A 13867-nucleotide genomic window follows, 5' to 3' on the forward strand; every position below is an offset into this window, starting at 1 on the left:
ATCGGGGCCATGAAGAGTGATCTTTTCGCGTCCGAGAACCTCGTCCAGGCAGCCGTCGCCCCCGGGATGACCCTGCAGAACGCCAAGTCCGTGAAGTACGCCGTCAACGGCGAGATGCTGGCCCGCCAGGGCTCGATGGTGGCCTTCCGCGGGAACCTCCAGTTCGAGCGCAAGGGTCAGGGCATAGGCGGCATGCTCAAGCGCGCCGTCACGGGCGAGGGCCTGGCGCTGATGTCCGTACGCGGCCAGGGCGAGGCCTGGTTCGCCCACGAGGCGGGCAACTGCTTCATCATCGACTTCGAGCCGGGCGACGCGCTGACCATCAACGGCCGCAACGTGCTCTGCTTCGACCCGACCCTGTCCTACGAGATCAAGATGGTGAAGGGCGCCGGCATGACCGGCGGCGGACTCTTCAACAGCGTCTTCACCGGCACCGGCAAGCTCGCCGTGGTCTGCGACGGCAACCCGATCATCATCCCGGTGACCCCGCAGGCCCCCGTGTACGTGGACACGGACGCGGTGGTCGGCTGGAGCGCCAAGCTGGAGACCGGCCTGCACCGCTCCCAGTCGGTCGGCTCGATGATCCGCGGCGGCTCCGGCGAGGCCGTCCAGCTGAAGCTGAGCGGCGAGGGCTTCGTCATCGTCCGGCCCAGCGAGGTGACCGAAGTGGCGGCGGGACACTGAAGCTGACCGCCGTGGGCCGCCGCTACGGACTGCGGCGGCCCTGGGTGCTGCGCGGGGTCGCACTGGACCTGCCGCCCGGCGCCCTGGTGCGCATCGAAGGCCGCAACGGCGGCGGCAAGTCCACCTGGCTGCGACTCGTGGCCGGGATCGACACCCCGACCGAGGGGCGGATCACCGGGCGCCCGCCCCGCACGGCGTACGTGCCCGAGCGCTTCCCGGCGGCGCTGCCGCTGACCGCGACGGCCTACCTGATTCACATGGGCCGCGTGCACGGGCTCGCGCGCGGCGGCGGACCGGGCTGCCGAGTGGCTGGAGCGGTTCGGGGCCGCCGCGTACGCGCACACTCCCCTGGCCGAACTCTCCAAGGGGAGCAGTCAGAAGGTGGCCGTCGCCCAGGCCCTGCTCGCCGAACCCGGGCTGCTCGTCCTCGACGTGGGGGTACCTCCCAGCGGTAGCTGGGGGAGCGTGGACCGGGCTCGACGCGCCGGCCCGCGCCGAGCTGGACCGGGCCGTCGCCGAGCGGACCGCCGCCGGAGGCACCGTGGTCTTCGTCGACCACGACCCCGCGCGGCTCGCCGGGGCGGCCGATGCGCACCACCGGATCGAGGGGGTCGCGCTGGTCCCCGTACGGGAACCCGTCCATGCGGGGCCGTACGTACGGATCGAGGCCGTCGGACCGCCCGGCGCCGAACAGCCCCCCGGCCTGGCCGCCGAGCCCGCGCCCGGCGGCGGCGTGCGGCTGACCGTGCCCGCCGCCCGGTCCGACGCGGTGCTGCGCGAACTGCTCACCGCCCGCCCGTCCTGGCACATCCGCGATGTCCGGGAGTCGGCGTGACCGGTCTGCTGCGCTACCAGGGCGCCCTACTGCTGCGCTCGCAGCGCTGGCTCGCGCCCGTGCTGCTGTACGCCGCCTTCGTGGCCGTCGGGGTGCGCCCGGGCGACCCGGTGCTCGACTCGCTGGGGTACGCGGCCGCGGCGCTGGTCCCGGTGGCCGCCTGGCTGGTGCGGGTCTGCGTGACCAACGAACCCGACGCCGCCCGTGACTGCGCCGCCGCCGCTGCCGGTCCGCTGCGGGTGCACGCGGCGGCCCTGCTCACCGCGCTGGGCGGTGCGCTGTTCGCAGGGGCGGCGGCCACCGCTGCGGTGCTGCTGATCGGCCGGAGGGAGCCCGGGGCGGGCCCGGCCGCGGCCGCCCTGGCCGGGGCCGCGGGCGTACTGGTGTGCGCCCTGACCGGGGTGGCCGTGGGCGCGCTGTGCAGCCGGCCGCTGCTGAGGGCTCCCGGTTACGCGGTCCCGGCGGCCGGCCTCGGCTGCCTGCTGGCCGTGGTCACCGCGGGCTCCCCGGCCCGCGTGGCGGTGACGGGGCTGGTCACGGGCTCGGCGCAGCCGGCGGCGGGCGCCCTGGCCGGGGCGCTGGCGCTGGCCTGCGCGGCGGGCGCCCTGGCCTGCCGGGCCGCCGCGCGGCGGGGCTGAGTACGCTCGTGGGCATGGACCAGCCCGAACAGGACGCGTCGTACTGCCCCGCCCCGGCGGCCCCGGTCGCCGCCGTGGCGGGGCCGCCGTACGCCGACTGCCTGGAGTGCGGCCGGCCCACCGAGTACGGGGTCGCGACCCCGGGCGTGGTGCTCTGCCCCGTGTGCGAATGGCAGGAAGCGCAGCGCACGGCCTGCTCCGGCTGAATCCGGCGGCTACTTCCCGATCAGCTCGGAGACCTTCACGAAGCGGTAGCCGCGCTTGCGCAGCTCCGGGACGACCTTCCGGACGGCCTCCTCGGTGACCGGCGCCGCGCTGCGCGTGCAGTGCATGACCACCACCGAGCCGGGCTTCACGCCCGCGAGCACCTGCTCGGCCACCGCGGCCGGGTCCTTCGCGAAGGCGTCCCCGCTGACCACGTCCCACTGGACGGCCGTCACCTTGGCCGTGGACAGGGACCGCAGCGCCTGGTCGTCGTAGCATCCACCGGGGAAGCGGAAGTAGGGGACGGTGTTGACCGCCCCCGCCTTGTGGAAGGCGGCGAAGGCCCGGTCCACGTCGGCGCGGGCGGCGGCGCCGTCGAGCGCGGGCAGCCCGTAGCAGGGGGACTTGAAGGCGTAGTGGCTGTACGAGTGGTTCGCGATCTCGAAGTTCGCGTCCGTGCCGATGGACTTCGCCTGGTCCGGGTACTCCTCGGCCCAGCGGCCCGTCATGAAGATCGTCGACGGCACCTTCAGGGTGCGCAGCGTCGTGATCAGCTGGGGGTTGTCGAAGTGCTCCCCGTCCGCGGCGCGCGGCCCCTGATCGGCGGTCATGTCGGCGTCGAAGGTCAGCGCCACGGTCTTGTCGCCGCTCTGCTTAGCCCGTTCGAACACCGGGGTCAGGCCGCCCGGGCCGGGTGCCAGGGTCGGGGCCTTGCCGGGTGCGCCGGGCTGCGGGGCGGCGGACGAGGACGGAGCGGAACCGGCCGCGGGCGGCGTGGCGGAGCCGGGTGAGGTCGCCGCGGGGGTGCCCAGACGGGCGGCACGGCCGGCGTCCGGGGTGTCGGCGCCGCCCCCGCAACCCGCGAGGGCGGCACTGAGGACGGCTACGGCCGCCACTTTGCGCACAGAATTGGTCACACAGGCAAAATATATGACTATCTGGAAAGTGGTCGTGCACGGCGCTCCTCTACGGCGAAGTCACCCTTCGGAGCATCGGATGCCTCAGCGGTCGCCAGGTCACTGCCACGGGCCGGTCACCGCGAACGTGGTCCCCGGGGCGTAGGCGTTGACGTACATCGTCCGCCCGTCGGGGGAGAAGGTGACCCCGGCGAACTCCCCCCACTCCGGGGCGCCCGGCCGCCCGATGTCCTCGGCGTTGCGGGCCACCGGATAGACCTCGCCGCCGACCGTCACGCCGAAAACGTACTGCGCCCCGCCGCCGTCCTCACACACCATCAGCCCGCCGTCCGGGGCCAGGCAGATGTTGTCGGGGGAGTCCCCGGGCAGCTGGACGTCGGTGGCCGGACCGAAGAGCACGTCCAGCCGGAGCCGGGCGCGCAGCGGGTCGTAGAACCACACCTGCCCGTGGTGGTCGGCGCCCGCGCCCTCGCGGGTACGGGCGTAGCTGGAGACGAAGTGGACGCCGGGCCGCTGCGCGGCGGCGCCCCAATAGCAGCCCTCCAGCTTCTGCGCGTGGGTGATCCCGCCCGGCCCGAAGTCCTGGAACCGGATCGCGGTCCCGGCCGCCGAGGGGTCCGGTACGGGGACCCACTCCACCGGGAACTCGGCCCCGGGCTCGTCCACCACCGCCAGGTCCGTCAGCCCCGGCACGCGCAGCGCCTCCAGGGCGCCGCCGGCCCGCAGCGAGCCGGTTCCGCCGAGGGGGCGGGCGGGCAGGAAGCGGTAGAACAGCCCGAACGGCTCGACGAAGGCGTCCTCGGTCTCGTACACGACCCCGCGGTACGGGTCCACGGCGACGGCTTCGTGCGCGAAGCGGCCCATCGCGGTGAGCGGGACCGGTCCGCTGCGGCGGGGGTCCGCGGGGTCCACCTCGAAGACGTAGCCGTGGTCCTTGGCGTAGCCCGAGGTGCCCGCGCGGTCCTCGGTCTCCTCGCAGCTCAGCCAGGTGTTCCAAGGGGTCCGGCCGCCCGCGCAGTTGACCGCCGTACCCGCGAGGGCGACCCGCTCGCCGGTCACCGCACCCGCCGGGTCGAGCTCCAGGACGGTGCAGCCGCCGAGGGCGTGCGGGTCGTAGGTGAGCCCGTCGACGGCGGGGACGCGCAAGGCGGCCGTGGTGCGGTTCTCGTGGTTGCGGACCAGCCGCACGCCGCCGCCGTCGGCGCCGAAGGCGGCCATGCCGTCGCAGTTGGCGGGGACGGCGCCCTCGCCGGAGCGCAGCCGGTCGCCCGCGCGGGAGAGCACCCGGTAGGTGAACCCCGCGGGCAGGTCGAGCAGCCCGCGCGGATCGGGCAGGAGGGGCCCGTACCCCCGGGTCGGCCGGGCGGCGCCGGCCCGTCCGGTGAAGAGGGCGCCGAGCGCCCCGCTGAAGGCGATCCCGCCCGCGGCGAGCAGGCTGCGTCGGGTCACGGACATGGGCAACTCCCCGTGGCAGAACTGGAGATGTCCCCCAGCTGCTGCTGGGGGTGGGTGCCCCCTTGGCCCGTGGTACCACGCGGCACGCTCCGGCGGGGGTGTGCCCCGCCGGAGCCGTGGCGGATCAGACGAGCTTGGCGCTCAGGGTGATCGTCGTGCCCGTCAGGGCCTGGCTGACCGGGCAGTTCTTCTTCGCGTCCTCGGCGGCGGCGACGAAGGCGTCGCTGTCCAGGCCCGGGACCTCGCCCTCGGTGGTGAGGTGGATGCCGGTGATGCCCTTGCCGGGTACGAAGGTGACCGCGGCCGAGGTGGTCAGCTTGGCCGGCGGGTTGCCGGCCTTGGCCAGTACGTTCGAGAAGGCCATGTTGAAGCAGCTGGAGTGCGCGGCGGCGATGAGCTCCTCCGGGCTGGTCCGCCCGTTCGCCGCCTCGTCGGTGCGCGCGGGCCAGGAGACGGGGTAGTTGCCGAGGCCGGACGAGTCGAGGGTGACGACGCCCTTGCCCTGGAGCAGGTCGCCTTCCCAGACGGCGTGTGCGTTGCGTGTGGCGGCCATGGTGGATCCCTTCGCAGAAGTGGAAACGACCGGACACCCGCCAGGGTGCCCGGCGTGCCCAAACCTACTGCGAGACCAGGGGCTTCGCGTCGCGTGCCAGCGCGGTGAGCCGCGAGATGGCGCGGAAGTACTTCTTGCGGTACCCGCCGTTCAGCATCTCGTCACTGAAGAGCCGGTCGAAGGGGACCCCGGAGGCCAGGACGGGGACCTCGCGGTCGTACAGGCGGTCGGCCAGTACCACCAGCCGCAGGGCCGTCGACTGGTCCGGCACCGGGCCGACGTCGGTCAGGCAGACCGCGGATATCCCGTCGGTCAGCGCGCCGTAGCGGCTCGGGTGGACCCGGGCCAGGTGGTCGAGCAGGCCGGGGAAGTCGTCCAGGCTCGCGCCCTCGGTCGCGTACGCGGCCTTGGTGACCTGCTCGTCGGAGAAGGGGGCCGGGGCCTCCGGCAGGCCGCGGTGGCGGTAGTCCTGGCCGTCGATCCGCAGCGGCCGGAAGTGCGCCGACAGCCCCTGGATCTCGCGCAGGAAGTCGGCGGCGGCGAAGCGGCCCTCGCCGAGCTTGCCGGGCAGCGTGTTGGAGGTGGCGGCCAGCGCCACACCCTGCTCGACCAGGCGGCTGAGCAGCGAGGACACCAGGACGGTGTCGCCCGGGTCGTCCAGTTCGAACTCGTCGATGCACAGCAGCCGGTGCCCGCCCAGGGTCTGCACCGTCTGCTGGAAGCCGAGGGCGCCGACCAGGTTGGTCAGCTCCACGAAGGTGCCGAAGGCCTTGAGCGCGGGCTCGGCCGCGGTGGCGTGCCACAGGGAGGCGAGCAGGTGGGTCTTGCCGACGCCGTAGCCGCCGTCGAGGTAGACCCCGCGCGGGGCGGTGGGGGGCGTGTTCTTCGCGGTCCTGGCGAACCAGCGGCGCTTGCCCGCGCCGGTGGCGTGTGCGCCGCCGAGGCCCGCCGCGAAACCGCTGAGCACCGTGACGGCCTCGGTCTGGCTCGGCTGGGACGGGTCCGGGTTGTACGTGTCGAAGCGCACCGAGTCGAAACGCGGCGGCGGCACCATCTCGGCCACCAGTCGTTCGGCGGGCACCCGCGGCTCGCGGGCGCACAGGGCCTGGGGTCCCACATCGGCTATCGGGGGACGACCGGACGGGGCACCGGAGGTGGAGAGTGATGTTGACACAGCACTTAACTCTACGGGGCGTGGCACACTGCACCGATGCGACGCCTGTTCCCTGTGACCGATCAGACACCAGCCCCGTCCCAGGCCCCGGCCGACCGGGAGTGGTCGCTGGACGAGCTCGCGGATGCGTACGCGTACCCCGCTCTGGGCGAGGGTGCCCACTGGCTGCGGGCGAACATGGTCTCCACCCTGGACGGCGCGGCCCAGCACGACGGCCGTTCGCAGCCCATCTCCGGCGAGACCGACATGCGGATCTTCGGCACCCTGCGGGCGCTGGCCGATGTGGTGGTCGTCGGCGCGGAAACGGTTCGCCAGGAGGGCTACCGCCCGGCCCGCGCGCGGGAGGCCTTCGCCGCCCGGCGCGCGGCCGCCGGACAGGGCCCCGCCCCCGCCATCGCGGTGGTCACCGCGAGCCTGGACCTCGACTTCACGCTCCCCCTGTTCACCTCCCCGCTCGTGCCGACCCTGGTCGTCACGGGGGCCGCCGCGCCCGCGGACCGGGTGGCCGCGGCCCGCGCGGCCGGCGCCGAGGTCGTGGTGGCGGGCGACGGGGCGGGCGTGGACCCGGCCCGCGCGGTACGGGAGCTCGCCGGGCGGGGGCTGCGCCGCCAGCTCACCGAGGGCGGGCCACGGCTGCTGGGCCAGTTCGTGGCCGCCGACGCGCTGGACGAGCTGTGCCTGACGATCTCGCCGATGCTCACCGCCGGGGACGCCCAGCGGATCTCCGGAGGCCCCTCCGTCACGGTTCCGCACCGGCTCGCGCCCGCGTGTGTACTGGAAGAGGCCGGGTTCCTCTTCACGAGCTACCGTCGGATCTGACAAGGGGCGGAATTTGTCGTTCCGCTTAGCTTTCGCTGGGCACATATACCTGCGCAGGCCCCGTGCGACAGCGGGGCAGGATGGTTTCCGCAGGGGCCGGCCAGCCGGCCTCGGCCCATGAAGGAGAGGGCGTCCGTGTTCACGAGCGTATTGATGATCGAGCAGCCGCTGACCTCGGTGGACGTGGACTTCGTCACCACCCTGCACGGAGACGACCAGGTCTCCTTCGTCGTCCTCATGCAACCCCGGGGAGACCAGGACCGACTGCTGCGCGCCATCGACGACGTAGCGCTCGGCGAGCTCCCCGAGGCCATCCGCGAGGGCGACGAGCCCGAGGGCGATGCCGCCCGCGGCCCCGCGGCGCACGCCCTCGCGCACTCCCTGAACGCCCTGCGCCAGAAGGGCGCGGGCGCCACGGGGCAGCTCATCGGGGACCACCCGCTCGACAAACTGAAGACCGTCGTGGAGGAGACCGGGGCCGACGAGGTGATCGTCCTGACCGCCCCGCACTTCGTGGAGGAGTTCTTCCACCGGGACTGGGCCTCCCGGGCCCGCCACATGGTCGGCGTTCCGGTGCTCAAGCTCTTCGCCCACAACGAATAGGCTGGGCGGGCACAGCCCACGCGCACACGTACAGCACTCGATCCTGGAGCGACCTGAATGAAGCCCGGCCTGCCGACCGCCATGGAACGGCCCCACTTCATCGGCATCGGCGGCGCCGGCATGTCCGGCATCGCGAAGATCCTGGCCCAGCGCGGCGCGCAGGTGGCCGGCAGCGACAGCCGGGGGGACTCCGACACCGCCCACGCGCTGCGGGCGCACGGCGCCACGGTCCACGGCGGCCACGCCCCCGGCAACCTCGCCGACGACTCCACCTGCGTGGTCGTCTCCAGCGCCATCCGCGCCGACAACCCCGAGCTGGCGCGCGCCGCCGAGCTCGGCATCCCCGTGGTGCACCGCTCCGACGCGCTGGCCGCGCTGATGGACGGGCTGCGCCCGATCGCCGTCGCCGGTACGCACGGCAAGACCACCACCACCTCGATGCTGGCGGTGTCCCTCTCGGCGCTGGGTCTGGACCCCTCGTACGCCATCGGCGGCGACCTGGACGCCCCCGGCTCCAACGCCCACCACGGCGAGGGCGACATCTTCGTCGCCGAGGCGGACGAGAGCGACCGCACCTTCCACAAGTACAGCCCGCAGGTCGCGATCATCCTCAACGCGGAGCTTGACCACCACGCGAACTACGCGTCGATCGAGGAGATCTACGAGTCCTTCGAGACCTTCGTCTCCAAGGTCGTGCCCGGCGGCACGCTCGTCGTCGCCCACGGCCAGGAGGGCGCGGCCGAGATCGCCCGCCGGGTCGCCGGCCGGGAGGGCCTGAGCGTCGTCACGTACGGCGAGGAGCCCGAGGCCGACGTCCGGATCACGAAGATCACCCCGCGCGGGCTGACCAGCGAGGTCACGGTCGTCCTCGACGGCCGGATGCTCACCTTCACCGTCTCCGTGCCCGGCCGCCACTACGCGCACAACGCCGTCGCGGCGCTGGCCGCCGGCGTGGCCCTCGGCATCCCGGCGCACAACCTCGCCTCCGCCCTCGGCAAGTACACCGGGGTCAAGCGCCGCCTCCAGCTCAAGGGCGAGGCGGCCGGCGTCCAGGTGATCGACTCCTACGCGCACCACCCCACGGAGATGACCGCCGACCTGGAGGCCATCCGCGGCGCCGCCGGGGACTCCCGCATCCTGGTCGTCTTCCAGCCCCACCTCTTCTCCCGCACCCAGGAGCTGGGCAAGGAGATGGGCCAGGCCCTGGCCCTGGCCGACGCCTCGGTGGTCCTCGACATCTACCCGGCCCGCGAGGACCCGATCCCCGGCATCACCAGCGAGCTGATCATCGCCGCCGCCCGGGCCGCGGGCGCCGACGTCACCGCCGAGCACTCCAAGGAGGCCGTCGCCGACGTCATCGCGGGAATGGCCAAGCCCGGTGATCTCGTTCTCACCATGGGCGCGGGCGACGTCACGGATCTGGGGCCTCAGATCCTCGCCCGCCTGTCGAACTGAGGGAGCGGGAACGTCATGGCGTACGAGGTCGAGAAGACGGACGAGCAGTGGCAGGCGGAGCTGACCCCGTCCGAGTACCAGGTGCTGCGCCTCGCGGGCACCGAGCCGGCCTTCCGCGGTGAGTACACGTCCACCAAGACGGAAGGCGTCTACTCCTGTCGCGGCTGCGGGGCGGAGCTGTTCCGCTCCACGGAGAAGTTCGAGTCGCACTGCGGCTGGCCGTCCTTCTTCGACCCGAAGGACACCGAGGCCGTCGAGCTGATCGCCGACACCTCGCACGGCATGGTCCGCACCGAGGTCCGCTGCGCGGCGTGCGGCTCCCACCTCGGCCACGTCTTCGAGGGCGAGGGCTACCCGACGCCGACGGACCAGCGGTACTGCATCAACTCCATCTCCCTGCGGCTCACCCCGGACGAGGCCTGACACCTTCGGTCCGCTCGCCCTGCTCCGCGTGACACCGCCGGCGGTCACCGCGCCGGAGCAGGGCGAGGCGGTGCCGCGCGGCCCGGGCTCCGGGGCCCTGCCGGGCGCGGCCCGTGATCTCGGGGACATCGCGGTTGGATTGCGATCCGGTCTCCGGTCTCCGGTCTGCGCGGTTCTGCCGCAGATACGACGATTTTGCCGCGGAAGACATCTATCCGCTTCTTCGGTGTGGCTGGTTATGATCGGCACCCTCACATCCCGCCACAGCCGCACCGGTTGTGCCCGTCCCCACCCCAGGCCGGCGCAAGTCTCGGATGCTGGGCTGCCACCGCTGCCACCGCTGCCCCCGATGTCCGCAGCTCGTCCCCCCGCCCCCGAGGACCGATGTCTCCCATAGAACCCGAAGGCGCACGAGGGCAGTCGACGTCTCGTCGGCGGCGTACCGTACGCCTGCGTACTCTGCTCATCCTGCTGGCGGTGATCCCCACCGTGGCGATGGGCACCCAAGTGGCCGTGACCGCTCAACGCTTGCTGGCCCAGTCGGAGCGCCTGCGGGCCGATGTCGCGGCCGCCGAGCGGTTGGGCGTACCGCTGTACACGCTCATGGTCGACCTGCAGGCCGAGCGGACGGTGACCGCCGCGCGGTGGGCGGGCGCCGCCGGCGCCGAGGAGGAGCTGCGGGACCGGCGGGAGGCGACGGACCGGGCTGCGGCCGAGTTCCGTCGGCTGGCGGCCGATTCGGCCGCGGCCTTCGGGGGAGTGAACCATCGGCTCGACGGCCTGGCCGCAAACCGCCAGCGTGCGGATGCCGGCAGCGGCGGAGCCGACGGCATGCTCGCCTACTACACCGGGGCGATCGGCGCGATCATCCAGGTGTACCAGCAGGAGTTCAGCCACGCCGAAGACGCTGAACTCGCGCAGGAGAGCCGGCCCGTGGTGCCCATGCTCTCGGCCACCGAGATGGTGGCGCGCGAGGATTCGATCCTGGCCCTGGCCGGGCCGTCCAGGGAGCTGAACTCCGCCTCCTTCGACCAGTTCATCAGCGCCATGGGGTCCCAGCGGTACCTCAACGAGACATGGATCGCGCCGTATCTGTCCGAGCGTGACCGGCGGTTCTACGAGCGGATCCTCGCCTCCTCGGACTGGCAGACGAAGATCCGTATCGAGAACGCGATCGTCTCCGACCACAAGGACATCGAATACGGCATCAAGCTGCCCGCCGAGGTCGGCGACTGGCGGTCCGCGCACGAGAACTTCTCGGTGCAGATGGCCACGCTCAACGTCGACCGTGCGCGGCAGGTGCTCACGCGCGGCGAGGCCAAGGCCGAAGAGCTACAGACCGAGGTCGCCTGGCTGATCGGCGGAAGCGGCGGCGGACTGCTGGCCGTCGTGCTCGTGGTCGTGCTCACCACGCGGTCGGTGCTCCGCCGCCTGCACGTCCTGCACGAGCGCACGGTGACCGTCGCCGAGGAAACCCTGCCCGACGTCGTCGCCCGGCTCCAGCGCGGGGAGACCGTCGACGCCGCGGCGCTGCCGGCGGTGCGCGGCGACCGGGACGAGGTCGGACGCGTCAGCGACGCGTTCGCCCGGGCCGTCGCCGTATCCGTCGACGGACACCGGCAGCTCGCGGCCGAGCGTCACGGCTTCGGTCTGTTCGCCGCGGGCATCGCCTCGCGCACCGGAAACCTGGTCAGCCGCCAGCTGAGCCTCACCGAGGACCTCCAGGACACCTTCGGCCACGACGAAGCACTGCTCGCACAGTTGATGCGGGCCGACCAGCTGACGGTGGGCATGCGGCGGCAGATCGAGAACCTCCTCATCCTGGCGGGCGGCGAGGTCCCCGACCCGCACACCGCGCCCATGCGCGTCGCCGACCTGCTGCGCGAAGCCGCCGCTGAGGTCGAGGACTTCCGCCGCATCGAGCGGCAGGCCCTGGACGAGACCAGCGTGGAACCGCGCGTGATCAGCCAGATCAGCCACCTGCTCGCGGAACTGCTGGACAACGCCACCCGGTTCTCCCCGCCGCGGTCGAAGGTGGTCATCCGCGCCGAACTGGTGGCGGACGGGCTGTCGGTCGAGATCGAGGACCGTGGGCCGCGGGTGACTCCCGAGAGGTACGAGGAGATGAACGGCCGCCTGCACCAGGCCCCGCCGTACTCCGTCCTGGCGCAGAACGCGCACCGGCTGGGGCTCTTCGTGGTCGGCCACCTCGCCGACCAGCTCCGGGCGACGGTCACCCTCCGCCGCTCGGTGTTCGGAGGGACCTCCGCCGTGGTGATCCTTCCCGGGGAGCTGCTGGTGGCGACCGAGGGGGAAGCGCCGCGCGAACCCGCGAGGCCGGCCCCGGCCCCTGCCCCGGCCCCGGCCCCGGCCCAGGCGGCGCCCGCAGCCGCTCCCTCCGCCCCCGCACCGCTCGGTCCCGAGGAACGCAAGCCCGAGCTGGTCCTGCACACGGGCGCCGGGCTGCCGAGCCGCGGTACGAAGGTGCCCGGGGCCGTGGCCGCAGCCGCGGCCGCGCCCGCACCGGCGCCGGCGGCCGGCCCCACGCGGCCGGCCCTCCCCGAGCGCGTCCCGCAGGCCCACATCGCCGAGCAGCTGCGCGCCCCTCGCGCACCGGAAACAGCCGTCCCGCAGGACACGGCGACACCCGAAGAGGTGGCCGACGCCTGGGCGGACTACGAACAGGGGACCCAGACAGTGGAAGAAGAGCTCCGACGGGATCAGCCATGACCACAAACACTGCGACATCCAACGACGCGATCTACAGCGTCCTGGACAACAACCTGAGCAGGATCGCCGGCATCCAGGGAGCCGTGCTCCTGTCCAACGACGGCATCAGGCTGAGCGCCTACCTGCTGGACCAGCCCCAGGCCGAGCGCATGGCGGCCGCGGCCTCCGGCATCGCGGCCACGATGAAGGCGATATCCCGGGAGGTCGACGGCGGCCGCGTCATCCGCCAGCTGGTGGAGATGGACGACCGGTACCTCTGCATAGTCGGGTGCGGGGAGGGCAGCACCCTCATCGTGGTGACCTCCCGCAAGGCGCGGCTCGGGGAGCTGGGCGGCGAGGCCGTACGGACCGCCCAGGCGCTCGGCGAGTGGCTGGGCACCCCCGAGCGCGCCCCTCTCCCGACCTCGTAATGGCGGAAGACGAGCCACGGCCCGCAAGACGCCGCCGGACGCGGCTGTACGCCCTGACCGACGGCCGTACAGCCGCACCGCACACCGTCCTCACCATGGACACCACGATCACGGCGGCGGTCGCCGAGGACGCCCGAGGCGGCCTGCCCACCGAGTGGCAGGCCGTCCTGGCCATGTGCGCGGAGCCCGGCGGCCTGGCGGTCGCCGAGATCGCGGCGCGGATGCACATCCGTCTCACCCCGATGACGCTGCTCCTCGGCGAACTGGCCGACCGCGGGCTGATCCACCACCGGCCGCCCCTGGAGGGCGCCGAGACCACCAACGTCCACCTGCTCATGAGAATCAGGGACAACCTTGCCCGGATATGACACCCCCGCCACTCAGGAATCGGCTCCGGTCAAGATCCTCATCGCCGGTGGGTTCGGGGTCGGGAAGACGACCCTGGTGGAGACGATCTCCGAGATCGAGCCGCTGCGTACGGAGGAGCGGCTGACGGCCGCGGGTGTCGGCGTCGACGACCTCGACGGAATCGAGTCCAAGGCGGTCACCACCGTGGCGATGGACTTCGGCCGGATCACCCTCACCGACGCCGGAGTCGTCCTCTACCTGTTCGGTACGCCGGGCCAGGAACGCTTCTGGTTCATGTGGGACGACCTGCTGAACGGGGCGCTCGGGGCGATCGTGCTGGTCGACACGCGACGCCTCGACCGGAGCTTCCCGGCCGTCGACTTCTTCGAGAGCCGCGGACTGCCCTTCGTGGTCGGCGCGAACTGCTTCCACGGCGAACAGGCGTACACCGCAGAGGAGATCGGAGCGGCCCTGCACCTGCGCGACCCGAACACGCCCGTCCTCATGCTCGATGCCCGCTCCCGCCAGGACGTCCGCGCCTGCCTGCTCTCGCTCCTCGACCAGCTCATCGCCAACGCGGAGGCCGTGGCGACCGTCTGAAGCGGTCGAACCGGCTGAA

15 protein-coding genes and 1 pseudogene are annotated in these 13867 nt (G+C 72.9%); 12 read left to right on the forward strand and 4 right to left on the reverse strand.

Annotated features, from left to right (window positions below; genetic code table 11):
* Positions 1–9 precede the first annotated feature (9 nt).
* The 4 genes and pseudogenes from OG429_RS29310 to OG429_RS29325 all read left to right on the forward strand — a co-directional run bounded on the left by OG429_RS29310 (position 10) and on the right by OG429_RS29325 (position 2363).
* Positions 10–684, forward strand: a complete 675-nt coding sequence (locus tag OG429_RS29310) for an AIM24 family protein (RefSeq protein ID WP_328928242.1) — start codon at positions 10–12, stop codon at positions 682–684.
* Positions 681–1519, forward strand: a pseudogene (locus tag OG429_RS29315) (ABC transporter ATP-binding protein). The gene OG429_RS29310 and the pseudogene OG429_RS29315 overlap by 4 nt, the downstream one beginning before the upstream one ends.
* On the forward strand, positions 1516–2157 hold the full coding sequence (locus OG429_RS29320) for an ABC transporter (protein ID WP_328928243.1): 642 nt from the start codon (positions 1516–1518) through the stop codon (positions 2155–2157). Before OG429_RS29315 ends, OG429_RS29320 begins: the two are co-directional and overlap by 4 nt.
* A 14-nt stretch (positions 2158–2171) precedes the next feature.
* Complete coding sequence (locus OG429_RS29325; protein WP_328928244.1) at positions 2172–2363, forward strand: hypothetical protein; 192 nt, start codon at positions 2172–2174, stop codon at positions 2361–2363.
* A 9-nt stretch (positions 2364–2372) separates the two neighbouring features.
* On the opposite strand, the gene OG429_RS29330 is transcribed toward OG429_RS29325, so the two are convergent.
* The 4 genes from OG429_RS29330 to zapE form a co-directional block, all read right to left on the reverse strand.
* Positions 2373–3278 (reverse strand): polysaccharide deacetylase family protein, encoded by a 906-nt coding sequence (locus OG429_RS29330; RefSeq protein ID WP_328928245.1) that lies wholly within the window; start codon positions 3276–3278, stop codon positions 2373–2375.
* A gap of 99 nt (positions 3279–3377) precedes the next feature.
* Complete coding sequence (locus OG429_RS29335; protein WP_328928246.1) at positions 3378–4733, reverse strand: alkaline phosphatase PhoX; 1356 nt, start codon at positions 4731–4733, stop codon at positions 3378–3380.
* 124 nt (positions 4734–4857) lie between these two features.
* Positions 4858–5286: an OsmC family protein gene (locus OG429_RS29340; protein ID WP_328928247.1), complete on the reverse strand. Its 429-nt coding sequence runs from the start codon at positions 5284–5286 to the stop codon at positions 4858–4860.
* 64 nt (positions 5287–5350) lie between these two features.
* Positions 5351–6460: a cell division protein ZapE gene (zapE, locus tag OG429_RS29345; protein ID WP_328928248.1), complete on the reverse strand. Its 1110-nt coding sequence runs from the start codon at positions 6458–6460 to the stop codon at positions 5351–5353.
* A 36-nt stretch (positions 6461–6496) separates the two neighbouring features.
* Here zapE and OG429_RS29350 point away from each other — a divergent pair, with 36 nt between their 5' ends.
* The 8 genes from OG429_RS29350 to OG429_RS29385 all read left to right on the forward strand — a co-directional run bounded on the left by OG429_RS29350 (position 6497) and on the right by OG429_RS29385 (position 13848).
* Complete coding sequence (locus tag OG429_RS29350; RefSeq protein WP_328928249.1) at positions 6497–7279, forward strand: pyrimidine reductase family protein; 783 nt, start codon at positions 6497–6499, stop codon at positions 7277–7279.
* A 135-nt stretch (positions 7280–7414) separates the two neighbouring features.
* Positions 7415–7882, forward strand: coding sequence for an indole-3-glycerol phosphate synthase (locus OG429_RS29355; RefSeq protein ID WP_328928250.1), 468 nt, complete (start codon positions 7415–7417; stop codon positions 7880–7882).
* Positions 7883–7939: 57 nt separating this feature from the next.
* Positions 7940–9337 (forward strand): UDP-N-acetylmuramate--L-alanine ligase, encoded by a 1398-nt coding sequence (gene murC / locus OG429_RS29360; RefSeq protein ID WP_328928251.1) that lies wholly within the window; start codon positions 7940–7942, stop codon positions 9335–9337.
* A 15-nt stretch (positions 9338–9352) separates the two neighbouring features.
* Positions 9353–9760 carry a peptide-methionine (R)-S-oxide reductase MsrB gene (gene msrB / locus OG429_RS29365; RefSeq protein WP_328928252.1) on the forward strand — a complete coding sequence of 136 codons (408 nt, stop codon included), beginning with the start codon at positions 9353–9355 and terminating at the stop codon, positions 9758–9760.
* A gap of 477 nt (positions 9761–10237) precedes the next feature.
* Positions 10238–12490, forward strand: coding sequence for a sensor histidine kinase (locus tag OG429_RS29370; RefSeq protein WP_328928253.1), 2253 nt, complete (start codon positions 10238–10240; stop codon positions 12488–12490).
* Positions 12487–12900, forward strand: a complete 414-nt coding sequence (locus OG429_RS29375; RefSeq protein WP_328928254.1) for a roadblock/LC7 domain-containing protein — start codon at positions 12487–12489, stop codon at positions 12898–12900. Before OG429_RS29370 ends, OG429_RS29375 begins: the two co-directional genes overlap by 4 nt.
* Entirely contained in the window at positions 12900–13268 is a 369-nt protein-coding gene (locus OG429_RS29380; protein WP_328928255.1) for a DUF742 domain-containing protein, read from the forward strand. The genes OG429_RS29375 and OG429_RS29380 overlap by 1 nt, the downstream gene beginning before the upstream one ends.
* A complete protein-coding gene (locus OG429_RS29385; protein ID WP_328928256.1) occupies positions 13255–13848 on the forward strand; it encodes a GTP-binding protein in 594 nt (197 codons plus the stop codon). Before OG429_RS29380 ends, OG429_RS29385 begins: the two co-directional genes overlap by 14 nt.
* Positions 13849–13867: the final 19 nt, after the last annotated feature.

The sequence above is a fragment of the Streptomyces sp. NBC_00190 genome, from assembly GCF_036203305.1.
In the GTDB taxonomy this organism is placed as follows: Bacteria; Actinomycetota; Actinomycetes; order Streptomycetales; family Streptomycetaceae; genus Streptomyces.